The 25,624-nt window shown below is 66.8% G+C and carries 23 protein-coding genes and 3 tRNA genes; 16 read left to right on the forward strand and 10 right to left on the reverse strand.

Annotated elements, in window-relative coordinates:
- Positions 1-62 precede the first annotated feature (62 nt).
- Both rpsR and rplI read left to right on the forward strand, forming a co-directional pair.
- Positions 63-311 (forward strand): 30S ribosomal protein S18, encoded by a 249-nt coding sequence (rpsR, locus tag G1C96_RS06130; RefSeq protein WP_003810112.1) that lies wholly within the window; start codon positions 63-65, stop codon positions 309-311.
- 18 nt (positions 312-329) lie between these two features.
- Entirely contained in the window at positions 330-779 is a 450-nt protein-coding gene (gene rplI, locus G1C96_RS06135) for a 50S ribosomal protein L9 (protein ID WP_169275773.1), read from the forward strand.
- A gap of 253 nt (positions 780-1,032) precedes the next feature.
- Here the strand turns inward: rplI and G1C96_RS06140 are convergent, their stop codons facing one another.
- The gene (locus G1C96_RS06140; RefSeq protein WP_169275774.1) at positions 1,033-1,380 is read right to left on the reverse strand and encodes a tautomerase family protein; all 348 of its coding nucleotides are present in this window, start codon (positions 1,378-1,380) and stop codon (positions 1,033-1,035) included.
- Between the two features lie 211 nt (positions 1,381-1,591).
- Between G1C96_RS06140 and G1C96_RS06145 the strand changes: the two genes are divergently transcribed.
- Positions 1,592-2,125: a GtrA family protein gene (locus G1C96_RS06145; protein WP_169275775.1), complete on the forward strand. Its 534-nt coding sequence runs from the start codon at positions 1,592-1,594 to the stop codon at positions 2,123-2,125.
- Positions 2,126-2,266: 141 nt separating this feature from the next.
- Here the strand turns inward: G1C96_RS06145 and G1C96_RS06150 are convergent, their stop codons facing one another.
- Positions 2,267-3,613: an MFS transporter gene (locus tag G1C96_RS06150; protein WP_169275776.1), complete on the reverse strand. Its 1,347-nt coding sequence runs from the start codon at positions 3,611-3,613 to the stop codon at positions 2,267-2,269.
- A gap of 163 nt (positions 3,614-3,776) precedes the next feature.
- Here G1C96_RS06150 and G1C96_RS06155 point away from each other — a divergent pair, with 163 nt between their 5' ends.
- Both G1C96_RS06155 and G1C96_RS06160 read left to right on the forward strand, forming a co-directional pair.
- Entirely contained in the window at positions 3,777-4,436 is a 660-nt protein-coding gene (locus tag G1C96_RS06155; protein ID WP_169275777.1) for a histidine phosphatase family protein, read from the forward strand.
- Between the two features lie 26 nt (positions 4,437-4,462).
- The gene (locus G1C96_RS06160) at positions 4,463-5,335 is read left to right on the forward strand and encodes a hypothetical protein (RefSeq protein ID WP_169275778.1); all 873 of its coding nucleotides are present in this window, start codon (positions 4,463-4,465) and stop codon (positions 5,333-5,335) included.
- Between the two features lie 92 nt (positions 5,336-5,427).
- On the opposite strand, the gene G1C96_RS06165 is transcribed toward G1C96_RS06160, so the two are convergent.
- Complete coding sequence (locus G1C96_RS06165; protein ID WP_169275779.1) at positions 5,428-6,444, reverse strand: DUF805 domain-containing protein; 1,017 nt, start codon at positions 6,442-6,444, stop codon at positions 5,428-5,430.
- 150 nt (positions 6,445-6,594) lie between these two features.
- Entirely contained in the window at positions 6,595-7,434 is an 840-nt protein-coding gene (locus G1C96_RS06170) for an ABC transporter permease (protein ID WP_169275780.1), read from the reverse strand.
- Between the two features lie 283 nt (positions 7,435-7,717).
- Here G1C96_RS06170 and gltX point away from each other — a divergent pair, with 283 nt between their 5' ends.
- On the forward strand, positions 7,718-9,247 hold the full coding sequence (gene gltX, locus G1C96_RS06175; RefSeq protein ID WP_169275781.1) for a glutamate--tRNA ligase: 1,530 nt from the start codon (positions 7,718-7,720) through the stop codon (positions 9,245-9,247).
- Positions 9,248-9,618: 371 nt separating this feature from the next.
- Positions 9,619-9,691 (forward strand) — tRNA-Glu (locus G1C96_RS06180).
- A gap of 264 nt (positions 9,692-9,955) precedes the next feature.
- Here the strand turns inward: G1C96_RS06180 and G1C96_RS06185 are convergent.
- Positions 9,956-10,186 carry a hypothetical protein gene (locus tag G1C96_RS06185; RefSeq protein ID WP_169275782.1) on the reverse strand — a complete coding sequence of 77 codons (231 nt, stop codon included), beginning with the start codon at positions 10,184-10,186 and terminating at the stop codon, positions 9,956-9,958.
- 181 nt (positions 10,187-10,367) lie between these two features.
- Here G1C96_RS06185 and G1C96_RS06190 point away from each other — a divergent pair.
- From G1C96_RS06190 to G1C96_RS10220, 3 genes are all read left to right on the forward strand, one after another.
- A tRNA-Glu gene (locus tag G1C96_RS06190) sits at positions 10,368-10,440 on the forward strand.
- A gap of 38 nt (positions 10,441-10,478) precedes the next feature.
- Positions 10,479-10,553: transfer RNA gene (locus G1C96_RS06195), tRNA-Gln, on the forward strand.
- Positions 10,554-10,972: 419 nt separating this feature from the next.
- The gene (locus G1C96_RS10220) at positions 10,973-12,397 is read left to right on the forward strand and encodes a metallophosphoesterase family protein (RefSeq protein ID WP_240945136.1); all 1,425 of its coding nucleotides are present in this window, start codon (positions 10,973-10,975) and stop codon (positions 12,395-12,397) included.
- Between the two features lie 358 nt (positions 12,398-12,755).
- On the opposite strand, the gene G1C96_RS06205 is transcribed toward G1C96_RS10220, so the two are convergent.
- On the reverse strand, positions 12,756-13,574 hold the full coding sequence (locus tag G1C96_RS06205) for an IclR family transcriptional regulator (protein WP_169275783.1): 819 nt from the start codon (positions 13,572-13,574) through the stop codon (positions 12,756-12,758).
- Positions 13,575-13,859: 285 nt separating this feature from the next.
- Here G1C96_RS06205 and leuC point away from each other — a divergent pair, with 285 nt between their 5' ends.
- Both leuC and leuD read left to right on the forward strand, forming a co-directional pair.
- Positions 13,860-15,263, forward strand: a complete 1,404-nt coding sequence (leuC, locus tag G1C96_RS06210; RefSeq protein WP_169275784.1) for a 3-isopropylmalate dehydratase large subunit — start codon at positions 13,860-13,862, stop codon at positions 15,261-15,263.
- A 73-nt stretch (positions 15,264-15,336) separates the two neighbouring features.
- Positions 15,337-16,023 (forward strand): 3-isopropylmalate dehydratase small subunit, encoded by a 687-nt coding sequence (gene leuD, locus G1C96_RS06215; RefSeq protein ID WP_169275785.1) that lies wholly within the window; start codon positions 15,337-15,339, stop codon positions 16,021-16,023.
- A 1,456-nt stretch (positions 16,024-17,479) separates the two neighbouring features.
- On the opposite strand, the gene G1C96_RS06220 is transcribed toward leuD, so the two are convergent.
- From G1C96_RS06220 to G1C96_RS06230, 3 genes are all read right to left on the reverse strand, one after another.
- Positions 17,480-18,913 carry an FAD-binding oxidoreductase gene (locus G1C96_RS06220; protein ID WP_169275786.1) on the reverse strand — a complete coding sequence of 478 codons (1,434 nt, stop codon included), beginning with the start codon at positions 18,911-18,913 and terminating at the stop codon, positions 17,480-17,482.
- Positions 18,914-19,026: 113 nt separating this feature from the next.
- Positions 19,027-19,686, reverse strand: a complete 660-nt coding sequence (locus tag G1C96_RS06225; RefSeq protein ID WP_169275787.1) for a methionine ABC transporter permease — start codon at positions 19,684-19,686, stop codon at positions 19,027-19,029.
- Positions 19,683-20,804, reverse strand: a complete 1,122-nt coding sequence (locus G1C96_RS06230; RefSeq protein ID WP_169275788.1) for a methionine ABC transporter ATP-binding protein — start codon at positions 20,802-20,804, stop codon at positions 19,683-19,685. Before G1C96_RS06230 ends, G1C96_RS06225 begins: the two co-directional genes overlap by 4 nt.
- Positions 20,805-21,157: 353 nt before the next feature.
- Between G1C96_RS06230 and G1C96_RS06235 the strand changes: the two genes are divergently transcribed.
- From G1C96_RS06235 to G1C96_RS06250, 4 genes are all read left to right on the forward strand, one after another.
- On the forward strand, positions 21,158-22,489 hold the full coding sequence (locus tag G1C96_RS06235; protein WP_169275789.1) for an O-acetylhomoserine aminocarboxypropyltransferase/cysteine synthase family protein: 1,332 nt from the start codon (positions 21,158-21,160) through the stop codon (positions 22,487-22,489).
- Between the two features lies 1 nt (position 22,490).
- Positions 22,491-23,126 (forward strand): CoA-binding protein, encoded by a 636-nt coding sequence (locus G1C96_RS06240; protein ID WP_169275790.1) that lies wholly within the window; start codon positions 22,491-22,493, stop codon positions 23,124-23,126.
- Positions 23,127-23,386: 260 nt separating this feature from the next.
- Positions 23,387-24,217 carry a MetQ/NlpA family ABC transporter substrate-binding protein gene (locus G1C96_RS06245; protein ID WP_169275791.1) on the forward strand — a complete coding sequence of 277 codons (831 nt, stop codon included), beginning with the start codon at positions 23,387-23,389 and terminating at the stop codon, positions 24,215-24,217.
- A gap of 112 nt (positions 24,218-24,329) precedes the next feature.
- Complete coding sequence (locus G1C96_RS06250; RefSeq protein WP_169275792.1) at positions 24,330-24,836, forward strand: cupin domain-containing protein; 507 nt, start codon at positions 24,330-24,332, stop codon at positions 24,834-24,836.
- Positions 24,837-24,987: 151 nt separating this feature from the next.
- Here the strand turns inward: G1C96_RS06250 and G1C96_RS06255 are convergent, their stop codons facing one another.
- The gene (locus tag G1C96_RS06255) at positions 24,988-25,272 is read right to left on the reverse strand and encodes a hypothetical protein (RefSeq protein WP_169275793.1); all 285 of its coding nucleotides are present in this window, start codon (positions 25,270-25,272) and stop codon (positions 24,988-24,990) included.
- Between the last annotated feature and the right edge of the window lie 352 nt (positions 25,273-25,624).

A 25,624-nucleotide genomic window follows, 5' to 3' on the forward strand; every position in this document is an offset into this window, starting at 1 on the left:
CCCCGCACCCGTAGGTCTTACCGACAATCATCAGCACGCTTAGTTCAAGGAGAACATCAACAATGTCACGCAAGAGGCCGCAACCGCCGGTCAAGCCGTTCAAGAAGAAGCCGAACCCGCTGAAGGCCGCCAAGGTCACCGAGATCGATTACAAGGACGTCGCGCTGCTGCGCAAGTTCATCTCCGATCGCGGCAAGATCCGCAGCCGTCGCATCACCGGCGTCACCGTGCAGGAGCAGCGCGAGATCTCCAAGGCGATCAAGAACGCCCGCGAGATGGCCCTGCTGCCGTACGCCACCTCGGGTCGCTGATAGGGAGGACGATTAGAAATGGCAAAGGAAACCAAGGTCATCCTCACCAAGACCGTCGCCAACCTCGGTCACTCCGGTGACGTCGTCGACGTCAAGCCCGGCTACGCCCGCAACTACCTGATCCCGCAGGGCCTCGCCTTCGCGTGGAGCAAGGGCGCCGCCTCCCAGATCGAGGCCATGCGCCGCGCCCGCCTCGCCAAGGCCGCCGCCACCCGCGAGGATGCCGTCGCCGCCAAGGCCGCCATCGAGGGCGCCGTCGTCGAGATCGCCGCCAAGGTGTCCGAGTCCGGCAAGCTGTTCGGTGGCGTGTCCACCGACGTGATCGCCAAGGCCCTGGCCGACAAGGCCGCCGTCGATCCCCGCACCATCACCGTGGAGACCATCAAGACCACCGGCGACTTCGCCGCCAAGGTCCAGCTCCACCCGGAGATCGCCGCCAACTTCACCGTCAAGGTCGTCGCCGAGTGAATCTCGGTTCGCTGACCTGAGCTTAAGCAGAGCGAGCCCCCGCACCGGAAGTTCCCGGTGCGGGGGCTCGCTCGTTGTGCGGTCGTACGCGCGGGCGGCCGGCGCCGCCAGACCGCCAAGGCCGCGAAGGAACGGTGGCTAGAAAGAGAACGGTGGGCTAGAAGTTGCCGCCCTGAGCCGTTAAGCCGGCAGTCCGGTGGACTGCCGGTAGGCGAGGTGAGCGGCCGCCAAGGCTGCGAAGGAATGGTGGCAACTAGAAGTTGCCACCATTCCAGCCCCAGTCCGTGGTGGCCGTGTAACGGATGTACGTGCGGTCCTCCGGGATGCCGAGCGTGCCGTTGAGCGCGGCCATGATCTGCTCGGTGAGCTTCTCCCATGCGCCCTTCGGCACGGAACGGCCGAACACGTTGACCTCCACGTAGGCGGCGGGCGTGGAGTCGTCGCCGGCGAAATAGATCGGCATGTTGTCCTCGAACGGGCACATCAGCCAGCCTTCGGACTTGCCGGGCACCGCGGTGATCGCCTTGCCGTACGCGGCCTTGAGGGCCTCGCGCTGCTCCGGGGTGGTGGAGACGCTGACGTGGGTGTGAATGACGGGCATGATTCCTCCTTGACGGGCTGGCGTATCGTCGCGCCGCGGTCCGCCGACGCGCGCCGCGGCTACGCGGCCATTGTGTCACCGCCCGTACCCGCCCGCAACGGGCGTCCGGCGTACGCGCAGCGGGGATTGTGGGGAGATCCAGCCGACGTCCCGCCGCCGGTCAGCGTGGCTGTGTATAAATTCCCTCGTGAGAAAACTGATCGAACAGCTTATGAAATTCGGCATCGTGGGCGTCATCGCGTTCGTCATCGACTACGGCCTGATGAACATCCTGCTGATGTTCCACATGCACAACGTGCTCGCCACGTCCATCTCCTTCTTCGTCTCGCTGATCTTCAACTATCTGGCGAGCATGAAGTTCGTGTTCAAGCATCGTCCGGACATGGCGCGCTGGATGGAGATCGCGATCTTCTTCGTGTCGTCGTTCATCGGCTGGATCATGAACGAGGTGATCGTCTGGCTCAGCACCTCGTGGATGCCGCACGACTCCATGTACACCATGCACACGCAGTACGTCATCTGGACGAACGTGGGCAAGCTCGTCGCCACCGCGATCGTGATGGTCTGGAACTTCGTCATCCGCAAGTGGCTGCTGGACGACACGCACACCAATGCCATGAACCGCCTCAAGTCGGCGGACAAGCGCCTCACGCCGGAGCAGCTCGAGGCCAAGTGGGAGCGCAGCTTCTCGCACCGCCTCGGCGTCTGGTCGCTCGCGCACACGCCCAAGGGCTGGCCGAAGTAGGCCTTCTGAGAACGGCGCTGGCGCATGTCCGGCGGATGACCGCGCTGAGTGTGCCGAATGCGACGAATGCGGGCTGCACGGACCGGGAATCGGTTCGAGCGGCCCGCATTGCGTTGTGCTGCCGTGCCGCCGCCTATGCGGTCAGACCGTGACCTCCTGCAGCAGCGGCTTCTCGGTGCCGTCCTTGATCTGCTTGAAGCCCACGAGCGCGATGACCAGCGAACCGATCGCCAGCGTGGTCACCACGAGGAAACCGCCGTGCGAGCCCATGCGGTCGATGAACTGGCCCGCGATGGCCGATCCTGCGGAGGCGCCGATCGAGTTCATCGCGCCCATCCACGCCATGCCCTCCGTGAGGCGCGTGGGCGGCACGAGATGCAGCATGAGCTGGTTGCCGTTGATCCACGTGGGCGCCTGGCACACGCCGATGACCAGATAGATGATCATGATCGTCCACAGGTTGTGCGCGAACAGGAACATGCTCACGCCGATGTTCACCACTGCCAGGCACACGTAGAACCGCTTCCACAGCGGGATCGCCCAGTTCTTCGCGCCGTAGACGAGCGCGCCCATGAGCGAACTGAACGAGAAGCACGCGAACACGAAGCCCGTGTACTGCTTCACGCCCTGCTCGGTGGCGAACGAGATGATGGAGATGCTGGCCGCCGACTGGAACGCGCCCAGGCTGAACCACGTCACGCACACGGCGATCAGGCCCGGTCCCCAGATCGACTCCTTGCGCGCCCTGGCATCCGCCTTGCCCGCGGCGCCCTGCAGCGCCGCCGCCTTGGCCGCCTCCCGCGCGCGGTACTCGCGTCTGGTCATGCCGGCCTCGCGCGCCAGCTGCGACTGCGACGGCGGCTCGGTGGAGAGCTCGGTGAGGAACATCAGTGCGCCCACCACCACGCACATGCCGGTCACGGAGAAGGCGAGCAGGCCGGAGATCACGGCCAGCGTGGAGGACAGCGGGTTGCCCACCACCCACATGCATTCGTCGAACACGCCGCACAGGCTCAGCGCACGGTCGGTGCGCACGCGGTCGCCCTTGAGCAGGTGCGTCCAGCGGCCACGGCTCATGGCGCCCCACGGCGGGATGGCGGCGAGGAACGGCGCGAGCAGGTACAGCACCCATTCGGGCGCGCGGTTGGTGATGGCCGTGGTGAGCGCGGTGGCCGCCACGATCCACACGATGATCGTGGGGATGGAGACCTGCCGCTGGCCGAACTTGTCCACCAGCTTGCCGAGCAGCGGCGTGGCGATGGCCAGCGCGATGGCCTGCACGGCGGTGAGCGCGCCGGCGAGCGAGTAGTTGCCGTAGTAGTACTGCACGGAGATGGTGATGGTCATGCCGACCATGGGGAACGGCATGCACGCGATGACCGACCCGATCGAGAACCGCGCGGTGTGCGGGATGCGCAGCAGCTCGGCGTAGCCGCCGAAAACCCGTGACATGACGTCCCTGAAGCCGTCGATCGCTGTGCTGGCCATGGGTTGGTGTCTCCTCCGTCTCCTCGTTGGGATGGGTGCGCGACGGCGCGGTAAAAACGTTCTACGACAAGGTTGTACCGCCGGAGCCGCACGTCTGCGCCGATGTTCGCTCTCAGTCATGCTATGCCGCGGCGAGTACATTGGTCGGCATACATTGTGAGGCATGAGTGCCACCACGATCCATTTCGTCCGTCACGGCGAAGTCCACAACCCCGACCACGTGCTGTACGAGCGTCTGCCCGGATTCCACCTTTCGGAGCGCGGCCGACGCATGGCCGACGCCACGGGCCGCTACCTCACCGCCAACCCGCAGACCAACACGGCCGCCGCGGTGTGGGCGTCGCCGCTCGACCGCACGCGCGAGACCGCCGACATCATCCTCAGCCACCTCAACGCCGCGCGCATCGACCGCGGCGAGCCGACGCTCGAGCTCAACACGGACGAGCGCCTCATCGAAGCAGGCAACGAATTCCGCGGCAAGCGCATCGGCCATGGCGAGGGCGCGCTGTGGAAGCCGCAGAACCTCAAGCTGGTGAGCAACCTCTACAAGCCCAGCTGGGGCGAGAGCTACCGCCACATCGCCGAGCGCGTGGGCGCGTTCGCCTCCGAGAAGATCGACGAATACCGCGGCCGGCAGATCATCGTCGTCACCCACGAGTCGCCCATCTGGACGTTCCGCCACCTGCTCGAGACCGGTCGCCCCGAGCACAACATGCTGCTGCGCCACGCCGCGCTCGCCTCGGTCACGTCCATCACGTTCGACTGCGACAGCCATCAGGTGATGAGCATCACATATGTGGATCCGGCGGCCAACGTGGCGTGAACGCCGCGGCGATTAGAATGGGCGATATGACAACGTTTACGCTTGATCGCGCCACGGTGGCGCATGTCGCGGGGCTTCCCGCCGTCGTTCAGGCCGCTCGTCAGGGCGAGGAGCTGGTGTCGCTGTGGCCGCTGACCGTTGCCCTGCAGATGGACAACGACGTCAAGTACGCCGAGAACCTGCAGGTGCGCATCACGCGCACCCTCGCGCAGGTGATGACCGGCGAGGACGTGACCGTGCCCGACGCCGAGTTCGTGTACGAGGGCGCCGACGAGATCCCCGGCCGTCCGCAGAACATCGTGGACGCGCTGCTGGAGGCGAACGACGCCTACGAGGACGTGTCCGACTACTCCGACGACGCCGACGCGTCGCTGGTGACCGAGGCCGCCGACGCCGTGGAGGCCGGCTGGTCCGACGCCGTCAAGGCCAGGGTGACCGACGTGCTGCACGGCGTGGACGCGGACGTGCAGGGCGACGACGTGGCCTCGCGCTTCGCGCTGGCGCTCGTGGCCGCCGACGCGCTGCTGTCCGCCGCCACCGCCGAATCCGCCGACGAGGACGCCGCCCTGCGCGCCGCCCTGCCGGTGCTGCTGGCGGTCAACGAGATCAACGAGCGCATCGCGCTGCCGCGCCTCATGCTGGGCCGCGACGATCTCGCCGCGCTGCTGGCGCGTCGCGCCGAGGCCGCCGACCCCGCTGCCGCGCTGGACGCCGTCGCCGAGTTCGTGGCGCCGCTCGCCGCCGCCGAATGGAAGAAGCATCTTGACGACGTGCTGTGGGACCCCGACGAGGCCAAGAAGAAGGCCAAGGAGGAGGACGAGAAGCGCAACAAGGAGGCGCTCGCCGCCAAGTTCGCGCACGTCAAGGACGATCCCGGCAAGGAGCACGTGGAGCTGTAGTCCGCGGAGTCCGCGAGGCTCGCAAGGAAACGAACGACGGCCGGCATGCGGAGTGCATGCCGGCCGTCGTTCGTTGTGGGGTGCGCGTGCGCTCAGACGTCGAAGCGCGCGCCCTCCGGCTTGGTGCGTCCCGCCAGCATCACGATCATCACGATGGTGCCCACGAGGCTGAGCAGCGAGATGAGGCCGATCAGCACGAACGTGTTGGCATACTGCTCCATCAGGTTCATGATCCATGCCTCGAGCTGCGCCTCCGACTGGATCGACATCAGGCTGGGCGCCGCGTTCTCGAGCTCATGCATCAGCGGGCGGGCCGTCGTGGCGCCCACCACCCAGTTGAGCACCGTGGGCACCGCGTAGAACAGCACGAACCAGCCCGAGCGGTCGGTGTCGTGCAGACGGCGGATGGCGATGGGCAGCAGGATCAGCGACGAGGCGATGTTCCAGACCGCGCTGACGCCGGTGGAGAGATCGCCGAGGAACGATCCGACGAAACCGATGCCGAAGCCCACCAGCCACAGGAACAGGATCGCCCACCAGAACTCGCCGCGGGAGGCGCGGCCCTTCCACACGACGATCTTCTGGAACAGGCGTTTGATCGCCTCGCCGAATCCGATGCCGTACCACGGCATGTTCAGCGGCGGCTCGGTCATGTACGCCGCGGCCGGGGCGCCCTGCGGCAGCGGCGCGCCGTACGTTCCCTGCGTTCCCTGTGCATAGGGGTTCGGGTTCGCGTACGGGTTCGCGTTCTGCTGCGCGAAGGGATTGGGGTTCGCGCCGGGCTGGGCGTACTGCTGGCCGTACTGCGGCGGCTGCTGCTGGTACTGCGTCTGGTACGGCTGCTGATACGGGGGCTGCTGGTTCTGCGGCGCGTACTGTCCGTATTCGGGCTGCGGTTGTGCGGGCTGCTGGCCCTGCGGGGTCTGATACTGCGGCGTTTGGTACTGCGCCTGATACTGCGAGGCGTAGGCGCCATACTCGGGCTGCGGCTGCTGATATGCCGCCTGCGGCTGCGCGGATTGTGTGGGTTGTGTGGGCTGCTGCGCCGCCTGCTGCTGGTATTGCGGATTCTGCGGATCGGACGGCTGCTGCGGATTGGGATCGGTCATCATTGCCCCTTTCGTGGACGCGATCACTCGCTCGATCCCCATCTTTCCAGCATCGCCGCGTCGCCGCAAGGACCGCCGCGCGCGGTCGTCGTCGGCATGACGGTCATCCGCCGTCGGCAGCCCCGTCGACCGCCTCCGTCGATCGTCCCGTCAGTCGCCGTCGTCCAGCGCCGTCGCGTCGTCGTCGCCCAGCAGCAGCCGCTCGGCCGCACCCACGCACAGCAGCACCACGCCCGTCAGCGCCACGATCATGAACGTCGCGCAGAAGATCAGCGGCGTGCGGAACGAGTTGTACGCCATCTGCAGCCAGATGCCCAGACCCTTGCGCGCGCCCATGTACTCGGCCGTGGTGGCCGTGGCGAACAGGTACGACGCCGAGATGCGGATGCCGCCGAAGATCTGCCGCGCCGCGACCCGGAGCTTCACGTGCCACAGCGTCCACCAGCGCGTGGCGCCGCAGGTGAGCGCCACGTCCTCGTAGTACTGCGGCACCGCCATGAGGCCGCGGATGGTCTGCACGGCGATGGGGAACAGGCTGAACACGGCGACGATGGCGATCTTGCCGGAGATCTCGAAGCCGAACCAGATGATGAACAGCGGTGCGATGGTGATGAGCGGCATGGTCTGCGCGGCCGTGAGCAGCGGGAAGAACGCCGCGTTGAGGATCGGCGAGCAGTAGAACAGCACGCCGAGCAGGATGCCCAGCGCCACCGCCAGCACGAATCCTGCCACGGCCTCCTGGATCGTCACCTGCGTGGCCGCCCACATCTTGGGCCACACGTCGACGGTGGCCTGCACGATCTCGCTCGGCGCGGAGAACGCGTGCCGGTTCACGTGGCCGAAGTCCACCCACAGCTCCCATGCGACGAGCAGCGTCACCACCGCCACGAGCGTGGGCAGCCAGCGACGGCAGCGCGCCGCCGCCCATGCGCACAGACCGGTTCGCGCCGCGGTAGTCGAATTCGTGCGTATGCGTGCCTGAGAGGCCATGATCACCTTGCTTTCCGCCCGCGGTAAGGTGAGGAGCCCGCAGGACTTGGCGGCTCCATTATAAAGAACGCCGGTCTCACCCCTGCCGGCGCTCGCGCGCATGCCGATTCACCCACAATTGGCATGAATATTGCAACAATTGGCGGATATGCACGCCGCGGAGGCCGAATACGCCCGCTGACGTGCGGATTCGCCCACGATCGCAATATCCGTGCCAATTGTGGGCATGATTGCACGCGTCGACGCCGCCCCCACGTCCCGCTTGCGCGGCACAATGGAGCCTATGACTGAAGCCGAAAACAGCAAGAACACCAAACCCGAACTGCCGAAGGACGTGCGCGTGCGCTTCTGCCCGTCGCCCACCGGCACGCCGCACGTCGGCATGATCCGCACCGCCCTGTTCAACTGGGCCGAGGCCCGCGCCACCGGCGGCAAGCTCGTCTTCCGCATCGAGGACACCGACGCCGCGCGCGACAGCGAGGAGAGCTACAACCAGATCCTCGAATCCCTGCGCTGGCTGGGCATCGACTGGGACGAGGGCATCGAGGTGGGCGGCCCGCACGGCCCGTACCGCCAGTCCGAGCGCACCGACATCTACAAGGACGTGGCCGCCAGGCTGCTCGAGGCCGGCTACGCCTACGAGTCCTTCTCCACGCCGGAGGAGATCGAGGCCCGCAACGTGGCCGCCGGTCGCCCGAAGGCCTTCGGCTACGACGGCTACGACCGCAACCTCACCGAGGAGCAGAAGGAGGCGTTCCGCGCCGAGGGCCGCAAGCCCGCGCTGCGCCTGCGCATGCCGGACGAGGACATCGCGTTCGACGACCTGATCCGCGGCACCATCGAGTTCAAGGCCGGCTCCGTGCCGGACTACGTGATCGTCCGCCCGAACGGCGACCCGCTGTACACGCTCACCAACCCGGTGGACGACGCGATGATGGACATCAACGTCGTGCTGCGCGGCGAGGACCTGCTGAGCTCCACCCCGCGCCAGATCGTGCTGTACCGCTACCTCGAGGAGCTGGGCATCGCCAAGCAGACCCCGCTGTTCGGCCACATGCCGTACGTGATGGGTCAGGGCAACAAGAAGCTCTCCAAGCGCGACCCGGAGTCCAACCTGTTCAACCACCGCGACGCCGGCTTCATCCGCGAGGGCCTGCTCAACTACCTCGCGCTGCTCGGCTGGTCCATCGCGCCCGACCGCGACGTGTTCTCCATGGACGAGATGATCGCCAAGTTCGACGTGCGCGACGTGAAGGCCAACCCGGCCCGCTTCGATCTGGACAAGGCCATCTCCATCAACGCCGAGCACATCCGCATGCTCGACGCCGACGACTTCCTGCGTCGCTCCGTGCCGTACCTGCATCGTGACGGCGTGGTCTCCGCCGACGCGTGGGATGCGCTGACCGACCGCGAGCGCACGATCCTCACCGCCGCCGCGCCGCTCGTGCAGCCGCGCGTGCGCCTGCTGGGCGAGGTGGCCGGCATGGTCGGCTCCCTGCTGAGCGAGGAGGGCTACATCGAGCCCGATGCCGACGCGCGCAAGACGCTCAAGGACTCCGCCGCCGAGGTGCTGGACAAGGCCATCGCCGCGCTCGAGGGCGCCGACGAGTCCGAGTGGAAGGCCGAGCCGCTGCACGAGCTGCTCAACGTCAAGCTCATCGAGGAGGGCGGCTACAAGCCGCGTCTGGCGTTCGGCCCGGTGCGCGTGGCCGTGTCCGGCCGTCGCGTCTCCCCGCCGCTGTTCGAGTCGATGGAGATCCTGGGCAAGGATCTGACCGTCGCCCGTCTCAAGGGCCTGCGCGAGCATCTGTGATGCCTGACCGCGCGGCGGTTGCGGCGGCGCGGCGGTTGCGGCGGTGCCGTGGTCGCCGCATGCCGTGATTGACGTGTCCGTGGCTTCGTGTGCTGCGGCTGCATAGTGCCGCGACTGTGCGGTGTCATGATCGCTGTCGCGGTCGCATGATGTGCCGACGGGCGCTCATCCGATGGGATGGGCGCCCGTTCGTCGTTTCGCGTCCGCTGTGGTCGCGGGATGTCTGCGGGGCGTTCGCGACGTGTCCATGATGCGTTCGCAGCGCGTCACGACGTGTCCGATCGGTCGCGACACGCCGGGAGTGGCGCGGGCGCGCGATCTCCGGTAAATTATGGAATTCGTCGCGGTTCTCGCTGCGGCGGATAACTCAAGCCCCCATCGTCTAGCGGTCTAGGACTACGCCCTCTCACGGCGCCAACACCGGTTCAAATCCGGTTGGGGGTACGACTTCCAAAGGCCTCGGCACCCGCCGAGGCCTTTTGCGTTCCCCGCCACCCCCGTTCTCTGCGCATGGTTCCTCCGTCACCCTGCGCGCAACACATGGCTTTCCTCCGTCATCCTGGACATCACGCATGGGTTTTCTCCGTCGCCCTGAGCAGGGCACATGGCTTTTCGGTCATCCTGAGGTCGTGCGTGGCTTTCCTTCGTCATCCTGAGGTCGTGCGTGGCTTTCCTCCGTCATCCTGAGCAAAGCGCATGGTTTCTTCGTCATCCTGAGCGAAGCGCGCAGCGCGGAGTCGAAGGATCCTTGACCTGCAAAAATGCCTTGCCCGCCGCGCCGTCAGCATCGTCCTCGTCCCCCTGAGCAACAACATGGTCTTCTCCGTTATCCCTATGCGATGCATGGGTCTTCTCCGTCGCCCTGAGCAGAGCGCACGGCTTTTCAGTCATCCCGAGTACCGTGCACGTTTTTCCTCCGTCATCCTGGGTGTCGCTCATGACTTTTCTTCGTCATCCTGAGCGCAGCGCGCAGCGCGAAGTCGAAGGATCCTTGACCCGCAGCCAGCCCCCAAAACGCCGGAATCTCGCGCGACACGCCGTGATTTGCGCCCCTGTGGGCATTCGCGTATATTAATCACTCGTTGCGCGGTTCGCCGAGCAGCCAGTGAAAACTGAATAAGCCCCCATCGTCTAGCGGTCTAGGACTACGCCCTCTCACGGCGCCAACACCGGTTCAAATCCGGTTGGGGGTACGACGAGCAGCTCCTCCGAGTTGCTACGCCAGCCAAATTGGGGTGTGGTGTAATTGGCAACACAGCTGATTCTGGTTCAGCCATTCTTGGTTCGAGTCCAGGCACCCCAGCCAAGGATCCTCGCAGGTTTTCCTGCGGGGATTTTTTGTTATCCGCCGCAGATCGCGAACCGCAGATCGCGAACCGCGGGCCATGTGCCGCAGACCGTCGCACCGCAGTCATTTGTCGCAACGTTGCGACGATCGACCACTTTGCGGTGGCGGGATTCCCAACAACTTGGTCGTTCATCGCAACGTTGCGACGATGCGCCATCGTGCGATGCCTCCGGACCATCGTCGGTGGCCTTGTGCGGCAACGTTGTGATGATCGGCCACTTTGCGGCAGCGGGATGCCCAACAACTTGGTCGTTCATCGCAACGTTGCGACGATCGACGCGACGACGCACGCCGCGCGGGCGCACGAACGCCCCGGGGAACCGTCCCAAGGAACCGCTCCGGCGGGCCATCAAGGTCGCTGCGGTAGGGTGGTGGCTATGCATGCTCAGTCCACCCGCGCGCGCATCCGCCCGCATGATCCGACGAACGACGATGTCCCGGTTTCGGTGTCGGCCGCCCGACTGGGACGCCTGCAGTTTCATGCGTCCGGCAAGTTCCGCGTGCTGCAGCTCGCGGACATCCAGGACGGTCCGGTCATCGCCAAGGACACGGTGCGGCTCATCGCGGCCGCGCTCGACGCCTCGCGCCCCGATCTGGTGATCTTCACCGGCGACCAGATCGCCGGCTACGACTCCGCCTACTCCAAGACCTACCGCAAGCGTCGCTGGGACACCGGCTGGGACGGCATGGTCGAGGCGGGCCGCTCCGTGGGCACGCTCGTCGGCGGCGCCCTGCAGTCCATCACCGCCGCCCCCGAGCTGCCGCAGGCCAAGCGTGACGAGGCCCGTGCACGCGCCCTCGCCCACACGCGCGATCTGGTGCGGCGCGGTGCGGCGCAGATGCTGCAGCCGCTCATCGACCGCGGCGTCCCGTTCGCCGTCACGTACGGCATCCACGACTTCCAGTGCGGCCTGAGCAACGCCGAGCTCGACGCGATCTACCGCGAGTTCCCCGGCTGCATCAACCCCGAGTCCACGGCCGCCAGCCCCACCACGCCGCGCACCCAGCCGGGCTGCGGCATGCCGGACCAGCCGATCTACGCGTGCGAGCCCGGCACGTTCGCGCTGCCGGTGCGCAACATGGAGGGCACCGCCAACGCGCTCGGCCTGGTGCTGGTGGATTCCGGCGACTATGCGCGCGAGGGCGGCTACGGCAGGCCCAGCGACGCGGCGCTCGCGTTCCTGGCGCAGGTGCCCACGCTCGTCGGCGCCAGATCGCTGGTGTTCCAGCACACGCCGCTGCCGCAGTTCTACCGTCTGCTCAGGGAGGTGCCGTCCACCACGGCGTACGCGATTCAGGGGTACCGCGCGTTCGACCAGCACTGCTACGTGCTGGATGAGTCGAAGACGCTGCCCGGCAGCTATCTGGGCGAGGGCGTCAGCTGCCCCGACCGCGACAGCGGCGAGTTCGACGTCCTGCGCACGTCCGGCGGATACGTGGGGCTCTTCGCCGGACAGGACCACCGCAACGGGTTCGTGGGCACCGTGGACGGCCTGCTGCTGGGCGCCACGCCCACGTCCGGGTTCCAGGCGTACGGTCCCGCCCCCGCGCGTCGCGCCGCGCGTCTCATCGAGTTCGACATCCGCCATCCGTACGAGCCGCGCACGCAGCTGCTGGAGTTCGGCGAGCTGGTGGGCAAGCCGAGCGGCAACAAGGCGTATACGTTCGCGCTGAGCCACGTGCCCACGTCCGCCGGCGACGCGGTGAACCTGCTGCGCAAGCCGGGCGTGCTTGCCACTGCGGCTGGCGTCGCGGCCGGTGTGGTGGCGGCGCTGAACGCCATGCGTCCCAGACGGCGATAGCGGGCGGTGTCGCGTCTGCCGTGGGGCAGCGGGACGATAGCGTCCGCGATCGCAACGTTGCGATGATCGACCACCGTATGGGAGGACTATGGGATGACTGACGGTCTCAGGACGGCCCATCGTCGCAACGTTGCGATGATCGACCAAGTTAAGGGGCGTCGTGGCTCGCACGATGGCCTATCGTCGCAACGTTGTGATGATAGGCCATCGTGCGGGGTGCCGGAGCGCTCTGGGATGGTCACTTGTCGCAACGTTGCGACGGACGCCCACGGATACGGAAAGGCCCCGCGGATCTCGCGATCCCGGGGAATCGGGCATGCAAGATCTGCGGGGCGAAGATTCGGTGCGACCGGTGCGATCACATCGCGCCGACGGTCGACGCCTTGATGAGCGCGTCGGTGAGGTACTTGCCCGCCGCCATGACGAGCGGCGCGTAGTGGCGGCCCGGCTGCACGCCCATGCGGCCGGTGGGGCCGGAGATGGAGATGGCGGCGATCACCTGGCCGGAGGCGTTGCGGATGGGCGCGGAGATGGAGCACACGCCGTCCTCGCGTTCGTTGACCGATTCGGCCCAGCCGCGCTTGCGCACCTGCGTGAGCTTGGTGGCGGTGAACTTGGCGTGGCGCAGGCCCTGATGCATGCGTTCGCTGTCCTCCCACGCCAGCAGGATCTGCGCGGCGGAGCCCGCCTGCATGGACAGCATGGCGCCCACGGGGATGGAGTCGCGCAGACCGGAGGCGCGCTCCACGGCGGCGATGCACACGCGCTGGTCGCCCTGACGGCGGTAGATCTGCGCGGATTCGCCGGTGCGGTCGAGCAAGGTCCTCAGGATCGGACCGGCGGCGGTGAGCAGACGGTCCTCGCCGGCGGCCGCGGCCAGTTCGGCGAAGCGCGAGCCGAGCACGAAGCGTCCGTGGGCGTCGCGCAGCACGAAGCGATGGCGTTCGAGCGCGATGGCCAGACGGTGCGCGGTGGGGCGCGCGAGGCCCGTGGCCGACACGAGCTGCCCGAGCGTGGAGGGGCCGGATTCGAGCGCGTCCAGAATCTTCACGGTCTTGTCGAGCACGCCTACGCCGGAGTGGATCTCACCGTCGTCGTGCGTGTCGGCGGTCTCGGCGGGGCGTGCCGCCGCGGCGCGCGGTGCGGCCTTGGTCTCTTCGGGTTCTTCGGAAGTCATGAGGTGCATTCTGCCATCTCATATTTCGAAATGCAAATTCGCTGAAGTGTCCATCAAGCGAGAAAATATGAGGTTTCGCCATGCGGTCAATGTCCACGAAGCGGAGACGTCCCCGCAATCGTTGCAATACCAATGAAGGGCGCGGCGGGCGGTGTTCCGCCATCTCATATAACGGCCGCAAACGGATCGCCCCATGGGCCGATCCTTACGCTGTATAGCACAACGCAGGCGCGAAGACAATACCTCGCGCCAAACAAAGCGAGACAAATTCGAGGAGGTCCCCGCATGGGAACGACATTGGCCGAGAAGGTCTGGGCCGATCATCTGGTACGCAAGGGCAGCGATGGGGCGCCCGATCTGCTGTACATCGACCTGATGCTCATGCATGAGGTCACCAGCCCGCAGGCGTTCGAGGGCCTGCGTCTGGCCGGCCGCAAGCCGCGTCATCTGGACCAGCTCATCGCCACGGAAGACCACAACACCCCCACGGTCGACATCGACCGCCCGAACCCGGACAAGACCAGCGCCCTGCAGCTGAGCACGCTGGAGAAGAACTGCAAGGAGTTCGGCGTGCGCCTGCACCCGCTCGGCGACGCGGACCAGGGCATCGTGCACGCGTTCGCGCCGATTCTGGGCCTGACGCAGCCGGGCATGACCATCGTGTGCGGCGATTCGCACACGTCGACGCACGGCGCGTTCGGCGCGCTCGCGTTCGGCATCGGCACGTCCGAGGTGGAGCACGTCATGGCCACGCAGACGCTCAGCCTCAAGCCGTTCAAGACCATGGCCATCAACGTCAACGGCACGCTGCCGGCGGACGCGACCGCCAAGGACGTGATCCTCGCGATCATCGCGAAGATCGGCACCGGCGGCGGCCAGGGGCACGTGATCGAATACCGCGGCGAGGCGATCCGCAACATGACGATGGACGAGCGCATGACCGTGTGCAACATGTCCATCGAGGCGGGCGCCCGCGCCGGCATGATCGCGCCCGACGAGACCACGTTCGAGTACCTCAAGGGCCGTCCGCACGCGCCGGAGGGCGAGCTGTGGGATCAGGCCGTGGCCTACTGGAAGACGCTGAAGACCGACGACGACGCCGTGTTCGACAAGGTCGTGGACATCGACGCGAGCGAGATCGGCCCGTTCGTCACCTGGGGCACCAACCCCGGCCAGGGCCTGCCGATCACCGCGAACGTGCCGGTGCCGGAGGACATCGCCGACGCCACCAAGCGCGCCGCCGCCGAGCGCGCGCTCAAGTACATGGACCTCAAGCCGGGCACGCCGATCAAGTCGATCCCCGTGGACACCGTGTTCATCGGCTCCTGCACCAACGGCCGCATCGACGACCTGCGCGCCGCCGCCGCGATCATGAAGGGCCACCACAAGGCCAAGTCGATCCACCGCGTGCTCGTGGTGCCCGCGTCGTCCCGCGTGCGCCTGCAGGCGGAGCAGGAGGGCCTCGACCGCATCTTCAAGGACTTCGGCGCGGAATGGCGCAACGCCGGCTGCTCGATGTGCCTGGGCATGAACCCGGACAAGCTGGTGCCGGGGGAGCGTTCGATCTCCACGTCGAACCGCAACTTCGAGGGACGCCAGGGCAAGGGGTCGCGCACGCACCTCGCCTCCCCGCAGGTGGCCGCCGCCACCGCCATCCGCGGCACCATCTCGTCGCCCGCCGACCTGTGACCGGGCGCTCGGACGACGCCCAATCCCCAAGACGTTCCCTGAGACGTTCCCCAAGACGTAAGGACCTGTGATTATGGAGAAACTCACCACCCTGACCGGCGTGGGCGTGCCGCTGCGCCGCTCCAACGTCGACACCGACCAGATCATTCCGGCCGTGTTCCTCAAGCGCGTCACCAAGACGGGCTTCGACGACGCGCTGTTCTACGCGTGGCGCCGCGACCCGAACTTCGTGCTCAACCGCCCGGAGTATGCGCCGGGGCGCATCCTCGTGGCCGGACCGGAGTTCGGCATCGGCTCGTCGCGCGAGCACGCCGTGTGGGCGCTGCACGACTACGGCTTCCGCGTGGTGATCGCGCCGAGCTTCGCCGACATCTTCTACGGCAACACCGCCAAGAACGGCGTGCTGGCGGCGATCATGCCGCAGGAGTCCGTGGAGCTGCTGTGGAAGCTGCTGGAGGAGGAGCCGGGACGCGAGATGACCGTCTCGCTGGAAGATCGCACCGTAACGTGCGGCGACGTGACCCTGCCGTTCGAGGTGGGCGACTACGTGCGCTGGCGTCTGATGAACGGCTACGACGACATCGATCTGACGCTGCAGCACGAGGACGACATCGTGGCCTACGAGAAGATGCGCGCCGAGCGCTTCCCGTTCAAGCCCAAGACCATCCCGGCCAGGCACCTGCCCGAGGTGCCGGTCGTCTCCGCGCGCGAGCCGGAGAACGAATCCGAATGGGCAGGGCCGGTGTCCGAGCGCGCCTAGCGGCGCGATCGGACAGGATGGAAGCCCGGTGGGCTTCCGGCGAATATAGCGCACGTCGTCCTGCCTCGTCGTGAGGCAGGACGACGATGGTCGAGAGGGAGCGTCCCGTTGGGGCGCTCCCTCTCGGTCGTTTCGGGGGCGCGATTCTCCGTGCGACGTCGTTTCGGATCGTCCCTTCTGGTCGGAGACGCTGTGTGCTTTCGTGCTTTGTGTCCTGACGCTGTGCGCCTTGCATATTGGTGCGCATCGCAACGTTGCGATATGCGGCCATGTTGGTGGGGGGTGCTTTGGTCTTCGATGGTCGATCGTCGCAACGTTGTGGCGAACGACGGCAAGGGAAGGACCGGGTTTTCCGACGAATGGTGATGTTTCGCCGATCGGTGACGAAACTCGGTCTTTCGCTTGCTGTAGAGGATCGGCGATGGGCAAGGGAACGGGCGGGTTTCCGATCGGGACGGCGGTATCGTGCCGATCTGTCGAAAACTAGGCCGTTCGCTTGCTGGGATGATGTGACCGCAGGCAAGGGAATGACCGGGTTTTTCGGGGAATGGCGATATTCCGCGGTCCGATCGTGAAACCTGGCCCTTCGCTTGCCGTAGGGGATCAACGATGGGCAAGGGAACGGGCGGGTTTTCGATCGGGACGGCAGAATGGTGCCGATCCATCGTGAAACCCGGGCCTTCCCTTGCCCGGGAAGGGTGGATCGCACGCTCGCCGTTGCCCGCGGAGCGCCGGAGATAAGGAAAACCCGCACCGCGGAGAATCGCGATGCGGGTGGAAACAACCAAGGTGCGAGCCAATGGCAGCCGGCTCGCCGTTGGGAAAATCTTGAGGAGCTTACTTGCGCACGATGCGCTTGATCAGCTTGACGATGCCGTCGGTCATGGAGTAACCGTCGTGATCGTTGGAGGCAGCCATGGCGCGGACCAGAGCCACGTCCCTATCGTTGTACAGCATTGAGATTCCTTCTTAGCTTCCATCTATCGACCGGCGGTATTTGGCCGGTCCAACGTGTTGCGGTTGCCATGATAGGAACTTGTGAACGCTCACGTCGTGTCGCGTCCTTCGTATCTTTGGCATAATCATCGGTTATTCGATGAATTATGTCATCGTATGGGATCATGATGCGCCGATGATGTCACCGTCATGTGTCGTGGGGCCATCGGAGCGACCGTCGCGAAGGAGCCGCGAAGGGCGTCGCGCGGCCGTCGCAAGGCACCGCGCAGCAGTCGTGCGACGTTGTGGCGCGGCGCCACTGCAGCGCCCCTGGCGCAGCGCTGCCCGTCGCACGACGTCGTCCCAACGTCACGCAACGGGCCGTCCCTCACGCCGCGCGCAAACCGTTGCGTGCAAACCGCCGCGCGCAGGCGTCGCATGGTGGTCCGCAAACGACATGCGGCCTCACGCGCAACGTCGCATGGACGCCGCACGCGAGGCCGCATCGAACGTCGTCGCGTCAGATCGCCGCCCCCGGGTTGAGGATGCCCAACGGATCGAACACGCGCTTGATGCCGCGCTGCAGTTCGCGCACCAGCGGCTCCTGCTCGAGCTCCAGCCACGGCAGCTTCGCGCGTCCCACGCCGTGCTCGCCGCTGATGGTGCCGTGGTGCGCGATGGCCAGACGCATGATCTCGTCCACCGTGCGGTCCACGGCCTCCGGCGATGCGCCCTCCGCGAGGATCAGCGGATGCAGGTTGCCGTCGCCCGCGTGCCCCATGATGAACACCTTCACGCCGTTGCGTTCGCTCACCGCGTTGATGTCGTCGATGATCGCGGTGAGTTCGCCGCGCGGCACGGCCACGTCCTCCGGGACCACGCGCCCGAGCTGCTGGATCGACGTGTACCCCAGTCGCCTCGCCGCGGTGATGCGCGCCGCCTCGTCCGGATCGTCCGTGGTCTCCACGATCGCCGCGATGCCGCGGATCGCGTCCGCCATCACCGCGATCTCCTCGGCGGCGCCCAGCGCGTCGCTCTGCGCGAGCAGGAACGCGTTGCCGCGCGAGGCGTAGTCGGTGCCGGCCACGGCGTCCACCTGCGCGAGCGTGGCGTGGTCGATGAGCTCGAGTTGCGAAGGCGTGATGCCGGTGCCGAGAATCGCCGTGACGCCGTGCGAGGCGTCCGCGATCGAGTCGAAGTACGCCGCGAGCGTGGCGGAATGGCGCGGCAGTCCGCGCAGGCGCAGCGTGGCGCCCACCACCACGGCCAGCGTGCCCTCCGAGCCGACGATCAGACGGACCAGATCGTAGCCGGCCACGCCCTTGATGGAGTCGTGCCCGATGTGGATCAGCTCGCCGTTCGCCAGCACGCAGTCGAGCGCCAGCACGGACCCGCTGGTCACGCCGTACTTGATGCACGCCAGGCCGCCCGCGTTGGTGGCGATGTTGCCGCCGATCGTGGACGTGGCGTAGGAGGCCGGGTCGGGCGCGTAGTGCAGTCCGACCTCGCGCGCCGCCTCATCCACGTCCTTGGTGATGACGCCGGGCTCCACGGTGATCGTGGAGTTCTCCACGTTGATGTCGAGGATGTGGTTCATGCGCTCCAGGTCGAGCGAAAGCTGTCCTGCGGTGGCGATGCCGGCCGCCGCCACGCCGGATGCCGCACCGCGCGGGATCACGGGGATGCGATGCCTGGTGGCCCAGCGCATCACGGCCTGCACCTGCGCCACGTTCTCCGGCAGCGCCACGGCCAGCGGCGGCTTGCGGTCGGGGCCGGCCCAGCCGCTCTCGTCCACGCGCGCGCGTTCCAGCCCGGCCGGGGTGCGGTCCACGGGCACCTGCGCGGCGAGCTCGTCGATCGCGCGCTCGAACGCGGCGGGGTCCGTGGCCGCGGTCGCGTTCGCGTCGGTCGCGGCTGCTGCGTGCTCGGGGTCTGTTGCGGTGATGTCTGCCATGATTGCGGTCCTTGGTGTTGTTGCGCGGCGATGCTTGTGCGGCGATGCCTATGCGACGGTGTCTGTGCGGCTGCGTGTGTGCTGCGGTGACTCGGTGCCGACCCGGTGTCGGCTCAGTGCGTCACCTTGCGCGCGATCCAGTCGCCCACCCACTGGATGATCTGCACGATGATGATGAGGATGACCACGATCACCACGAGCACGCCGGTCTCGTAGCGGTTGTAGCCGTACTGGATGGCCATGTCGCCGATGCCGCCGGCGCCGATGGTCCCCACCATGGCCGAGTAGCCGATGAGCGAGATGATCGTGAGCACGATGCCACGGATGAACGACGGCAGCGCCTGCGGGAAGATCGCGTCGGTGATGATCTGGCGGGTGGGTGCTCCGGTGGAGATCGCGGCCTCCAGCAGACCGGGGTCGATCTCGGCGAACGCGCTCTCGGCGATGCGCGCGAAGTACGGCACGGCCGCGATGGACAGCGATATCGCGCCGCCGGTGGGCGTGTACGGGTCACCGATGATGATCTGCACCACCGGGATGAGCACCACCATGAGGATCAGGAACGGCAGCGATCGGATGGCGTTGACCACGAATCCGATGATCGCGTTGACCACCGGGCTCGGGCGGAACAGCTGGTTCTCCGTGAGGTACAGCAGCAGCGCGATGAGCGTGCCGAGCACGACGCCGATGAGCGTGGACACCAGCACCATGTAGGCGGTGTCCGCAAGGGCCTTGGGCAGGTTCTCGACGAGGATCTCCTGGGTGCTGTTCATGCGTTCGTCTCCTTCTCGCCGCGGTTCTCGTTGCCCGCGTCGTCCGCGTCCGTGCCGTCCTCGTTGTCCGCGCCGTCAGCGTCATGGATCTGCGCCAGCGCCGTCCTGTCGAGCTTCCGGAAGCCGAACACGTGCGACTTCAGCTCGTCCAGCGCCGCGTTCACCGCCGCGTCTCCGCCGGACACCAGCACGATGAGGATGCCGATCGCGTGCGGGCCGAAGTACGAGACGTTGGCGTGCAGCACGTTGATGGAGACGCCGTGGCGCTTGGCCACCTCGCTGATGAGCGGCTCGAGCGCCGCGTCGCCCTTGTAGCGCAGTTCGACGATCTGCCCCGCCGGCAGCGACGGCACCAGCTGCGGCGGCACCGCGATGCCGAGGTAGCGCTCCACGAGGGAGCGCGTGGTGGCGTGCTTGGGCGCGCTGAACACGTCGAACGTGTCGCCGAGCTCCACGACCGAGCCGTTCTCCATCACGGCCACGCGGTCGAAGACCTGCTTGGCCACGTCGAGCTGGTGGGTGATGAACACGATCGTGATGCCCAGCTCGCGGTTGATGCGCTGCAGCAGGTCGAGGATCTCCTCGGTGGTCTCCAGGTCGAGCGCGCTGGTGGCCTCGTCGCACAGCAGGATCTCGGGCTTGTTGGCGAGGGCGCGCGCGATGGCCACGCGCTGCTTCTGGCCGCCGGACAGGCTCGAGGGGTACGTGTCGATCTTGTTCTCCAGGCCCACGAGGCGCAGCAGCTCGCGCGTGCGGCGGTCCCAGTCGGACTTCTCCCAGCCGCCGGCCTTGAGCGCGAACTGCACGTTCCTGCCCACGGTGACGTTGGAGATCAGGTTGAATCCCTGGAAGATGAAGCCGATGCGCTTGCGGATGTCGCGCAGCTGCGAGCCCTTGGCGTCGGTGATGTCCGCGCCGTCGAGCAGCAGGCGCCCGGACGTGGGCCGCTGCAGCAGGTTGATGACGCGCACGAGCGTGCTCTTGCCCGCACCGGAGAAGCCGACGATGCCGAAGATCTCGCCCTTCTCGACCGTCAGGCTCACGTGCTTGACGGCCTCGATGGTCTGCCTGCGCTCATGGAAGGTCACGGAGACGTCCCTGAGTTCGATGACGCTCATCGCGGCCTCCTTCGGATCGTGGTTGCGGTTGCGGACATGGCACTCCCTCTTCCTGTGTCTGGTGATGCTTCGTAGCGTACCTGCGGCGGCGCGAATGCAATACGGATTCGTTATCGGCGTTCATTATGACGACGTATCAAACGGCATGGTTCGGGGCGGTGCGCGCCGTTCCTCCGTCGATCGGTGATGCTGATGCATCGGTATCAGAAAAACCGATATCCGTCCGTTCAAACCGTTGCTTATACATCGTTATCAGCACGTGATGTTCCGTCGGTCAGACGCTATATCCGGCGCGTGGCCGGACGCGATATTCACGATATGATGCAGTGACGTTCGTTATATAAGGAGGGACGATGGTCGAGCGATCATCCTTCGGATTCGAGACGCGCGCGGTGCACGCCGGCAACATCCCGGACAAGGCGACCGGCGCCCGTGCGCTGCCGATCTACGAGTCCGCGGCGTTCGTGTTCCAGAACAGCGACGACGCCGCCGCGCGCTTCGCGCTGCGCAAGTACGGCGAGATCTACTCGCGCATCGTCAACCCCACGGTGGCGGCGCTGGAGGAGCGCGTGGCCAGCCTGGAGGGCGGCCTGGGCGCCGTGGCCACCGCGAGCGGCCTGTCCGCCGAGTTCATCACGTTCATCGCGCTGGCCTCGCAGGGCGACGAGATCGTGGCCTCCAGCCAGCTCTACGGCGGCACGATCACCCAGCTCGACGTCACGCTGCGCAGGCTCGGCATCGTGACGCGGTTCGTGGACGGCACCGACGCCGCGGACTTCGAGGCCGCCATCACCGAGCGCACGAAGCTCGTGTACGTGGAGGCGATCGCCAACCCGTCCGGCGAGATCGCGGACATCGAGGCGCTGGCCGAGGCGGCGCACCGCCACGGCGTGCCGCTCGTGGTGGACTCCACGGTGGCCACGCCCGTGCTGCTGCGACCCATCGAGCACGGCGCGGACATCGTGATCCACTCGGCCACCAAGTTCCTCTCCGGCGCCGGCACCGTGCTGGGCGGCGTGATCGTGGACTCCGGCACGTTCCACTGGGGGCGCGACCGCTTCCCGAACTTCTACGAGCCGGTGCCGTCGTACAACAACGTGACGTGGGCCGGCAACTTCGGCCAGTACGCCTTCCTCACCAAGGTGCGCGCCGAGCAGCTGCGCGACGTGGGCCCCGCCATCTCCGCGCACTCCGCGTTCCTCATCGCGCAGGGCATCGAGACGCTGCCGCTGCGCGTGGAGCGGCAGGTAGCCAACACGCGCCGCATCGCCGAATGGCTGGCGTCCGATCCGCGCGTGGAGGCCGTGCACTGGGCCGGTCTGGCGTCGCACCCGCACCATGCGCTGGCGGAGAAGTACTTCCCGAACGCGGATTCCGGCTCGGTGTTCTCGTTCGACATCCGCGGCGGGCGCGAGGCCGGGCGGCGCTTCATCGACGCGCTGAACCTGGTGAGCCACGTGGCGAACATCGGCGACGTGAAGACGCTGGCCATCCACCCCGCCTCCACCACGCACGCGCAGCTCACCGCCGAGCAGCTGCGCGAGGCCGGCATCGGCGAGGGCACCATCCGCCTGAGCATCGGCATCGAGACGGCGGACGACATCATCGCGGACATCGCGCAGGCCCTCGATGCGGGCGAAGCGAGCCAGACAGACGAAGCGGACAAGACGGACGGGGAGGCGTGACATGAGCGAGAACGGCAAGAGCGCGGCGATCGGCGGCCTGAACGTGCCCACGGCGGCGCAGGGCATCGGACTTTCGGCGCCCGCGTCCGCGTCCTCGGCGGCATGCGGCGTGCAGGGCGGCGCGTGCGGCGTGCCCGCGGCGTCGGATGCCGGCAAGGCGAACCGGCGCTGGAAGGAGCCGAGCGCGGACATGCGCCGGCGCATCCTCGAACGGGCGCGGTCCGTGGCCATCGTGGGCGCGTCCTCGAACCCCGCTCGCGCCAGCTACTTCGTGGGCACCTACCTGCTGCAGTCCTCGCCGTACCGCGTGTACTTCGTCAACCCGCGCGAGAAGGAGATCCTGGGACAGCCGGCGTATCCGGACCTCGCCTCGCTGCCCGAGGTGCCGGACATCGTGGACGTGTTCCGCCGCGCGGAGAGCATCCCGCCCATCGCCGACCAGGCGGCCGCCGTGGGCGCCAGGGTGCTGTGGATCCAGCTGGGCATCTGGAGCGACGACGTGGCCGAATACGCCGAGTCGCTGGGGCTCGAGGTGGTGATGGACCGCTGCCTCAAGATCGAGCACGCGCGCTTCCACCAGGGGCTGCATCTGTTCGGCTTCAACACGGGGGTGATCTCGTCCCGGAAGGCGTCGTGACGCCGCGCGATGCGTCGTGACGAGGTCTCCGACGCAGCATCGGTATAACCTCGATATATGGCCCGCCATTATTACCATAATGGCGGGCCTTTCAATAAGGTCATATAGAAAACCGTAATAGCGAATATCGTGTTTCGCATTGCATTCGAATATGCGCGTGGGATATCGTCTTAACCATCACCAACCAATCGTGATGAACGCGCCGACCGACATCGGGGAATACGCCGATACGACCGTTCGAGAACAGAGAAGGGAACGTCATGCAGCTCAAGAAAGCACTCGCCGGAGTCCTGGCCGTGGCCGCGCTCGTGGGCCTGACCGCCTGCGGCTCCGCCCAGGCCAGCACCACCGACGCCAACGGCAACAAGGTCATCAACGTGGGCGTGGTCCCCGGACCCTACGGCGACGAGATCGAGGAGGTCATCGCCCCCATCGCCGCCAAGCAGGGCGTCACCCTGAAGCTCAAGCAGTTCAACGACTACGTGCAGCCCAACAAGGCGCTCGCCGGCGGGCAGATCGAGGCCAACCTCTTCCAGCACACCCGCTACCTCAAGAAGTTCGCCGCCGACAACAAGCTCGACCTGACCGCCATCGGCGCCGTGCCCACCCCGCCGATGATCATCTACTCCAAGAAGGTCAAGACCGTCGACGAGATCCCGAACGGCGCCACCGCCACCCTGCCCAACGACGCGTCCAACACCGCCCGCGCGCTCAACGTGCTCGAGCAGAACGGCCTGATCAAGGTCAAGGACGGCGTGGACGACACCAAGGCCACCGTGGACGACGTGGCGGAGAACCCCAAGAACCTGCAGTTCAAGACCATCGACGCCGCCCAGCTGCCGCGCTCCGCCGACTCCGCGGACATCGCGCTGGTCCCCGGCAACTACGCGTGGGACGCCGGCCTCGACTTCGCCAACGCCGTGGCGCGCGAGCAGCAGAAGGAGGACACCATCAACGTCTTCGTGGTGCGCACCGAGGACAAGGACAGCGACTGGGCCAAGACCATCGCGAACATCCTGACGAGCCAGGAGTTCAAGGACGGCATCGCCAACTCCAAGTTCAAGGACTTCGGCAAGCCCGCCAACTGGTGATCGGCGCATCGCGCACGATCGGCACCGACCGCACCCAACGCGTCGGCATCACACGTCAGCATCGAACAAACCAAACACAGACCGCACAGACCACACACAAGGAGCAACCATCATGACCGCAACCGCCACCGCACCCGCAGCAACCGCGCCCGCCGAGGACGAGACCAAGCCGCTCGAGGCCTTCCGCAACCTCCAGGCCCCCTACGACTGGGAGGACGTGGAGACCCTCACCTACCAGGAGGGCGGCAACACGTTCAAGGGCGTCTCGCGCAAGCTGCTGTTCGACGAGCGCGCCCAGCAGGACAACCACGTGCGCTACTTCGAGGTGCAGCCCGGCGGCTGGTCCACCTTCGGCCACCACTGGCACACGCACGAGGTGATCATCTACCGCGGCAGCGGCACCGTGCTGGTGGGCTCCGAGCTGCGCCACGTCAAGGAAGGCGATCTGGTGTACATCGGACCGGACGAGTGGCACCAGCTGGCCGCCACCGACGGCGTGACGTTCGGCTTCATCTGCATCATCCGCACCGAGCACGGCAAGACCATCCTGCCCACGCAGGAGGATCTGGACAAGATCTACGCCGAGCACCCGGAGCTCAAGGGCCACATCTTCGCCTGATCCCGTTCGCCTTCCGAACTCTCCTGTCTCCTGATTTTTCCGTTGCCTAACGCTTCGGCCCCCGTACTGCCATGCGGGGGCCGAAGCGTTTTTCGTGCGTCGTGGGCGTCGTGGGTGTTGTGAGGCGCTGCGTTGCGCGGGGCGTCGCGTCTCAGAAGCGCTGCTGCGGCTGGTTCGGATTCCGCTGCGCCTGCTGCATCTGCGCCGCTTCCTCCTGCGCCTTCTTCGTGGTGTAGAGGTACTGCGCCACCCACGTCACCGCGAGGATCACGTCGAACGCGACCGCCGGCCATACGCTGCCGTACTCGTTGATGCAGTAGAACGGCGCGATCACGCCGATGATCACGCACAGCGGCAGCATCACCAGCGTGCGCCGACGCTTGCCCCTGTAGTTCATGCTCCAGTAGATCAGCGACTTGTCCTTCTTGCCGGCCATGGCTGCCTCCTTGTCGTGCTCGATGCGCCGCGCCCGCCGTGCCGCGTTGCTCGTCGTGCCGCGTCCGTTGCGCCGCGACTGCCGTCGTGCCGCGTCCGTTGTGCCGTGCCGACGCCGGCGTGGCGCTTCCCATGGTATGGGCCGCGCCGTTCGGCCGTGCCATGGGCGGTCGACTGTTCATGCAGCGTTCATGGTGTGTCCGTAACGATCCGCAGATCGTGTGCAGGCCGGCTTTTCGCAGACCGCCCTTCCGCCGCCCGATTCCGCAACGTTGCGATGATTGGCCGTCGTGGGTGATGGTTCGGGCGTCTCCGGTGGTCGTCCGTCGCAACGTTGCGATTTCCGGTCGCGC

This window comes from Bifidobacterium moraviense, from assembly GCF_012932365.1.
Taxonomy (GTDB): Bacteria; Actinomycetota; Actinomycetes; order Actinomycetales; family Bifidobacteriaceae; genus Bifidobacterium; species Bifidobacterium moraviense.

Coding starts and splice junctions, on each gene's coding strand:
- rpsR (WP_003810112.1), top strand. CDS start 63: ATGTCACGCAAGAGGCCGCAACCGCCGGTCAAGCCGTTCAAGAAGAAG.
- rplI (WP_169275773.1), top strand. CDS start 330: ATGGCAAAGGAAACCAAGGTCATCCTCACCAAGACCGTCGCCAACCTC.
- G1C96_RS06140 (WP_169275774.1), bottom strand. CDS start 1,380: ATGCCCGTCATTCACACCCACGTCAGCGTCTCCACCACCCCGGAGCAG.
- G1C96_RS06145 (WP_169275775.1), top strand. CDS start 1,592: ATGAAATTCGGCATCGTGGGCGTCATCGCGTTCGTCATCGACTACGGC.
- G1C96_RS06150 (WP_169275776.1), bottom strand. CDS start 3,613: ATGGCCAGCACAGCGATCGACGGCTTCAGGGACGTCATGTCACGGGTT.
- G1C96_RS06155 (WP_169275777.1), top strand. CDS start 3,777: ATGAGTGCCACCACGATCCATTTCGTCCGTCACGGCGAAGTCCACAAC.
- G1C96_RS06160 (WP_169275778.1), top strand. CDS start 4,463: ATGACAACGTTTACGCTTGATCGCGCCACGGTGGCGCATGTCGCGGGG.
- G1C96_RS06165 (WP_169275779.1), bottom strand. CDS start 6,444: ATGACCGATCCCAATCCGCAGCAGCCGTCCGATCCGCAGAATCCGCAA.
- G1C96_RS06170 (WP_169275780.1), bottom strand. CDS start 7,434: ATGGCCTCTCAGGCACGCATACGCACGAATTCGACTACCGCGGCGCGA.
- gltX (WP_169275781.1), top strand. CDS start 7,718: ATGACTGAAGCCGAAAACAGCAAGAACACCAAACCCGAACTGCCGAAG.
- G1C96_RS06185 (WP_169275782.1), bottom strand. CDS start 10,186: ATGAGCGACACCCAGGATGACGGAGGAAAAACGTGCACGGTACTCGGG.
- G1C96_RS10220 (WP_240945136.1), top strand. CDS start 10,973: ATGCATGCTCAGTCCACCCGCGCGCGCATCCGCCCGCATGATCCGACG.
- G1C96_RS06205 (WP_169275783.1), bottom strand. CDS start 13,574: ATGACTTCCGAAGAACCCGAAGAGACCAAGGCCGCACCGCGCGCCGCG.
- leuC (WP_169275784.1), top strand. CDS start 13,860: ATGGGAACGACATTGGCCGAGAAGGTCTGGGCCGATCATCTGGTACGC.
- leuD (WP_169275785.1), top strand. CDS start 15,337: ATGGAGAAACTCACCACCCTGACCGGCGTGGGCGTGCCGCTGCGCCGC.
- G1C96_RS06220 (WP_169275786.1), bottom strand. CDS start 18,913: ATGGCAGACATCACCGCAACAGACCCCGAGCACGCAGCAGCCGCGACC.
- G1C96_RS06225 (WP_169275787.1), bottom strand. CDS start 19,686: ATGAACAGCACCCAGGAGATCCTCGTCGAGAACCTGCCCAAGGCCCTT.
- G1C96_RS06230 (WP_169275788.1), bottom strand. CDS start 20,804: ATGAGCGTCATCGAACTCAGGGACGTCTCCGTGACCTTCCATGAGCGC.
- G1C96_RS06235 (WP_169275789.1), top strand. CDS start 21,158: ATGGTCGAGCGATCATCCTTCGGATTCGAGACGCGCGCGGTGCACGCC.
- G1C96_RS06240 (WP_169275790.1), top strand. CDS start 22,491: ATGAGCGAGAACGGCAAGAGCGCGGCGATCGGCGGCCTGAACGTGCCC.
- G1C96_RS06245 (WP_169275791.1), top strand. CDS start 23,387: ATGCAGCTCAAGAAAGCACTCGCCGGAGTCCTGGCCGTGGCCGCGCTC.
- G1C96_RS06250 (WP_169275792.1), top strand. CDS start 24,330: ATGACCGCAACCGCCACCGCACCCGCAGCAACCGCGCCCGCCGAGGAC.
- G1C96_RS06255 (WP_169275793.1), bottom strand. CDS start 25,272: ATGGCCGGCAAGAAGGACAAGTCGCTGATCTACTGGAGCATGAACTAC.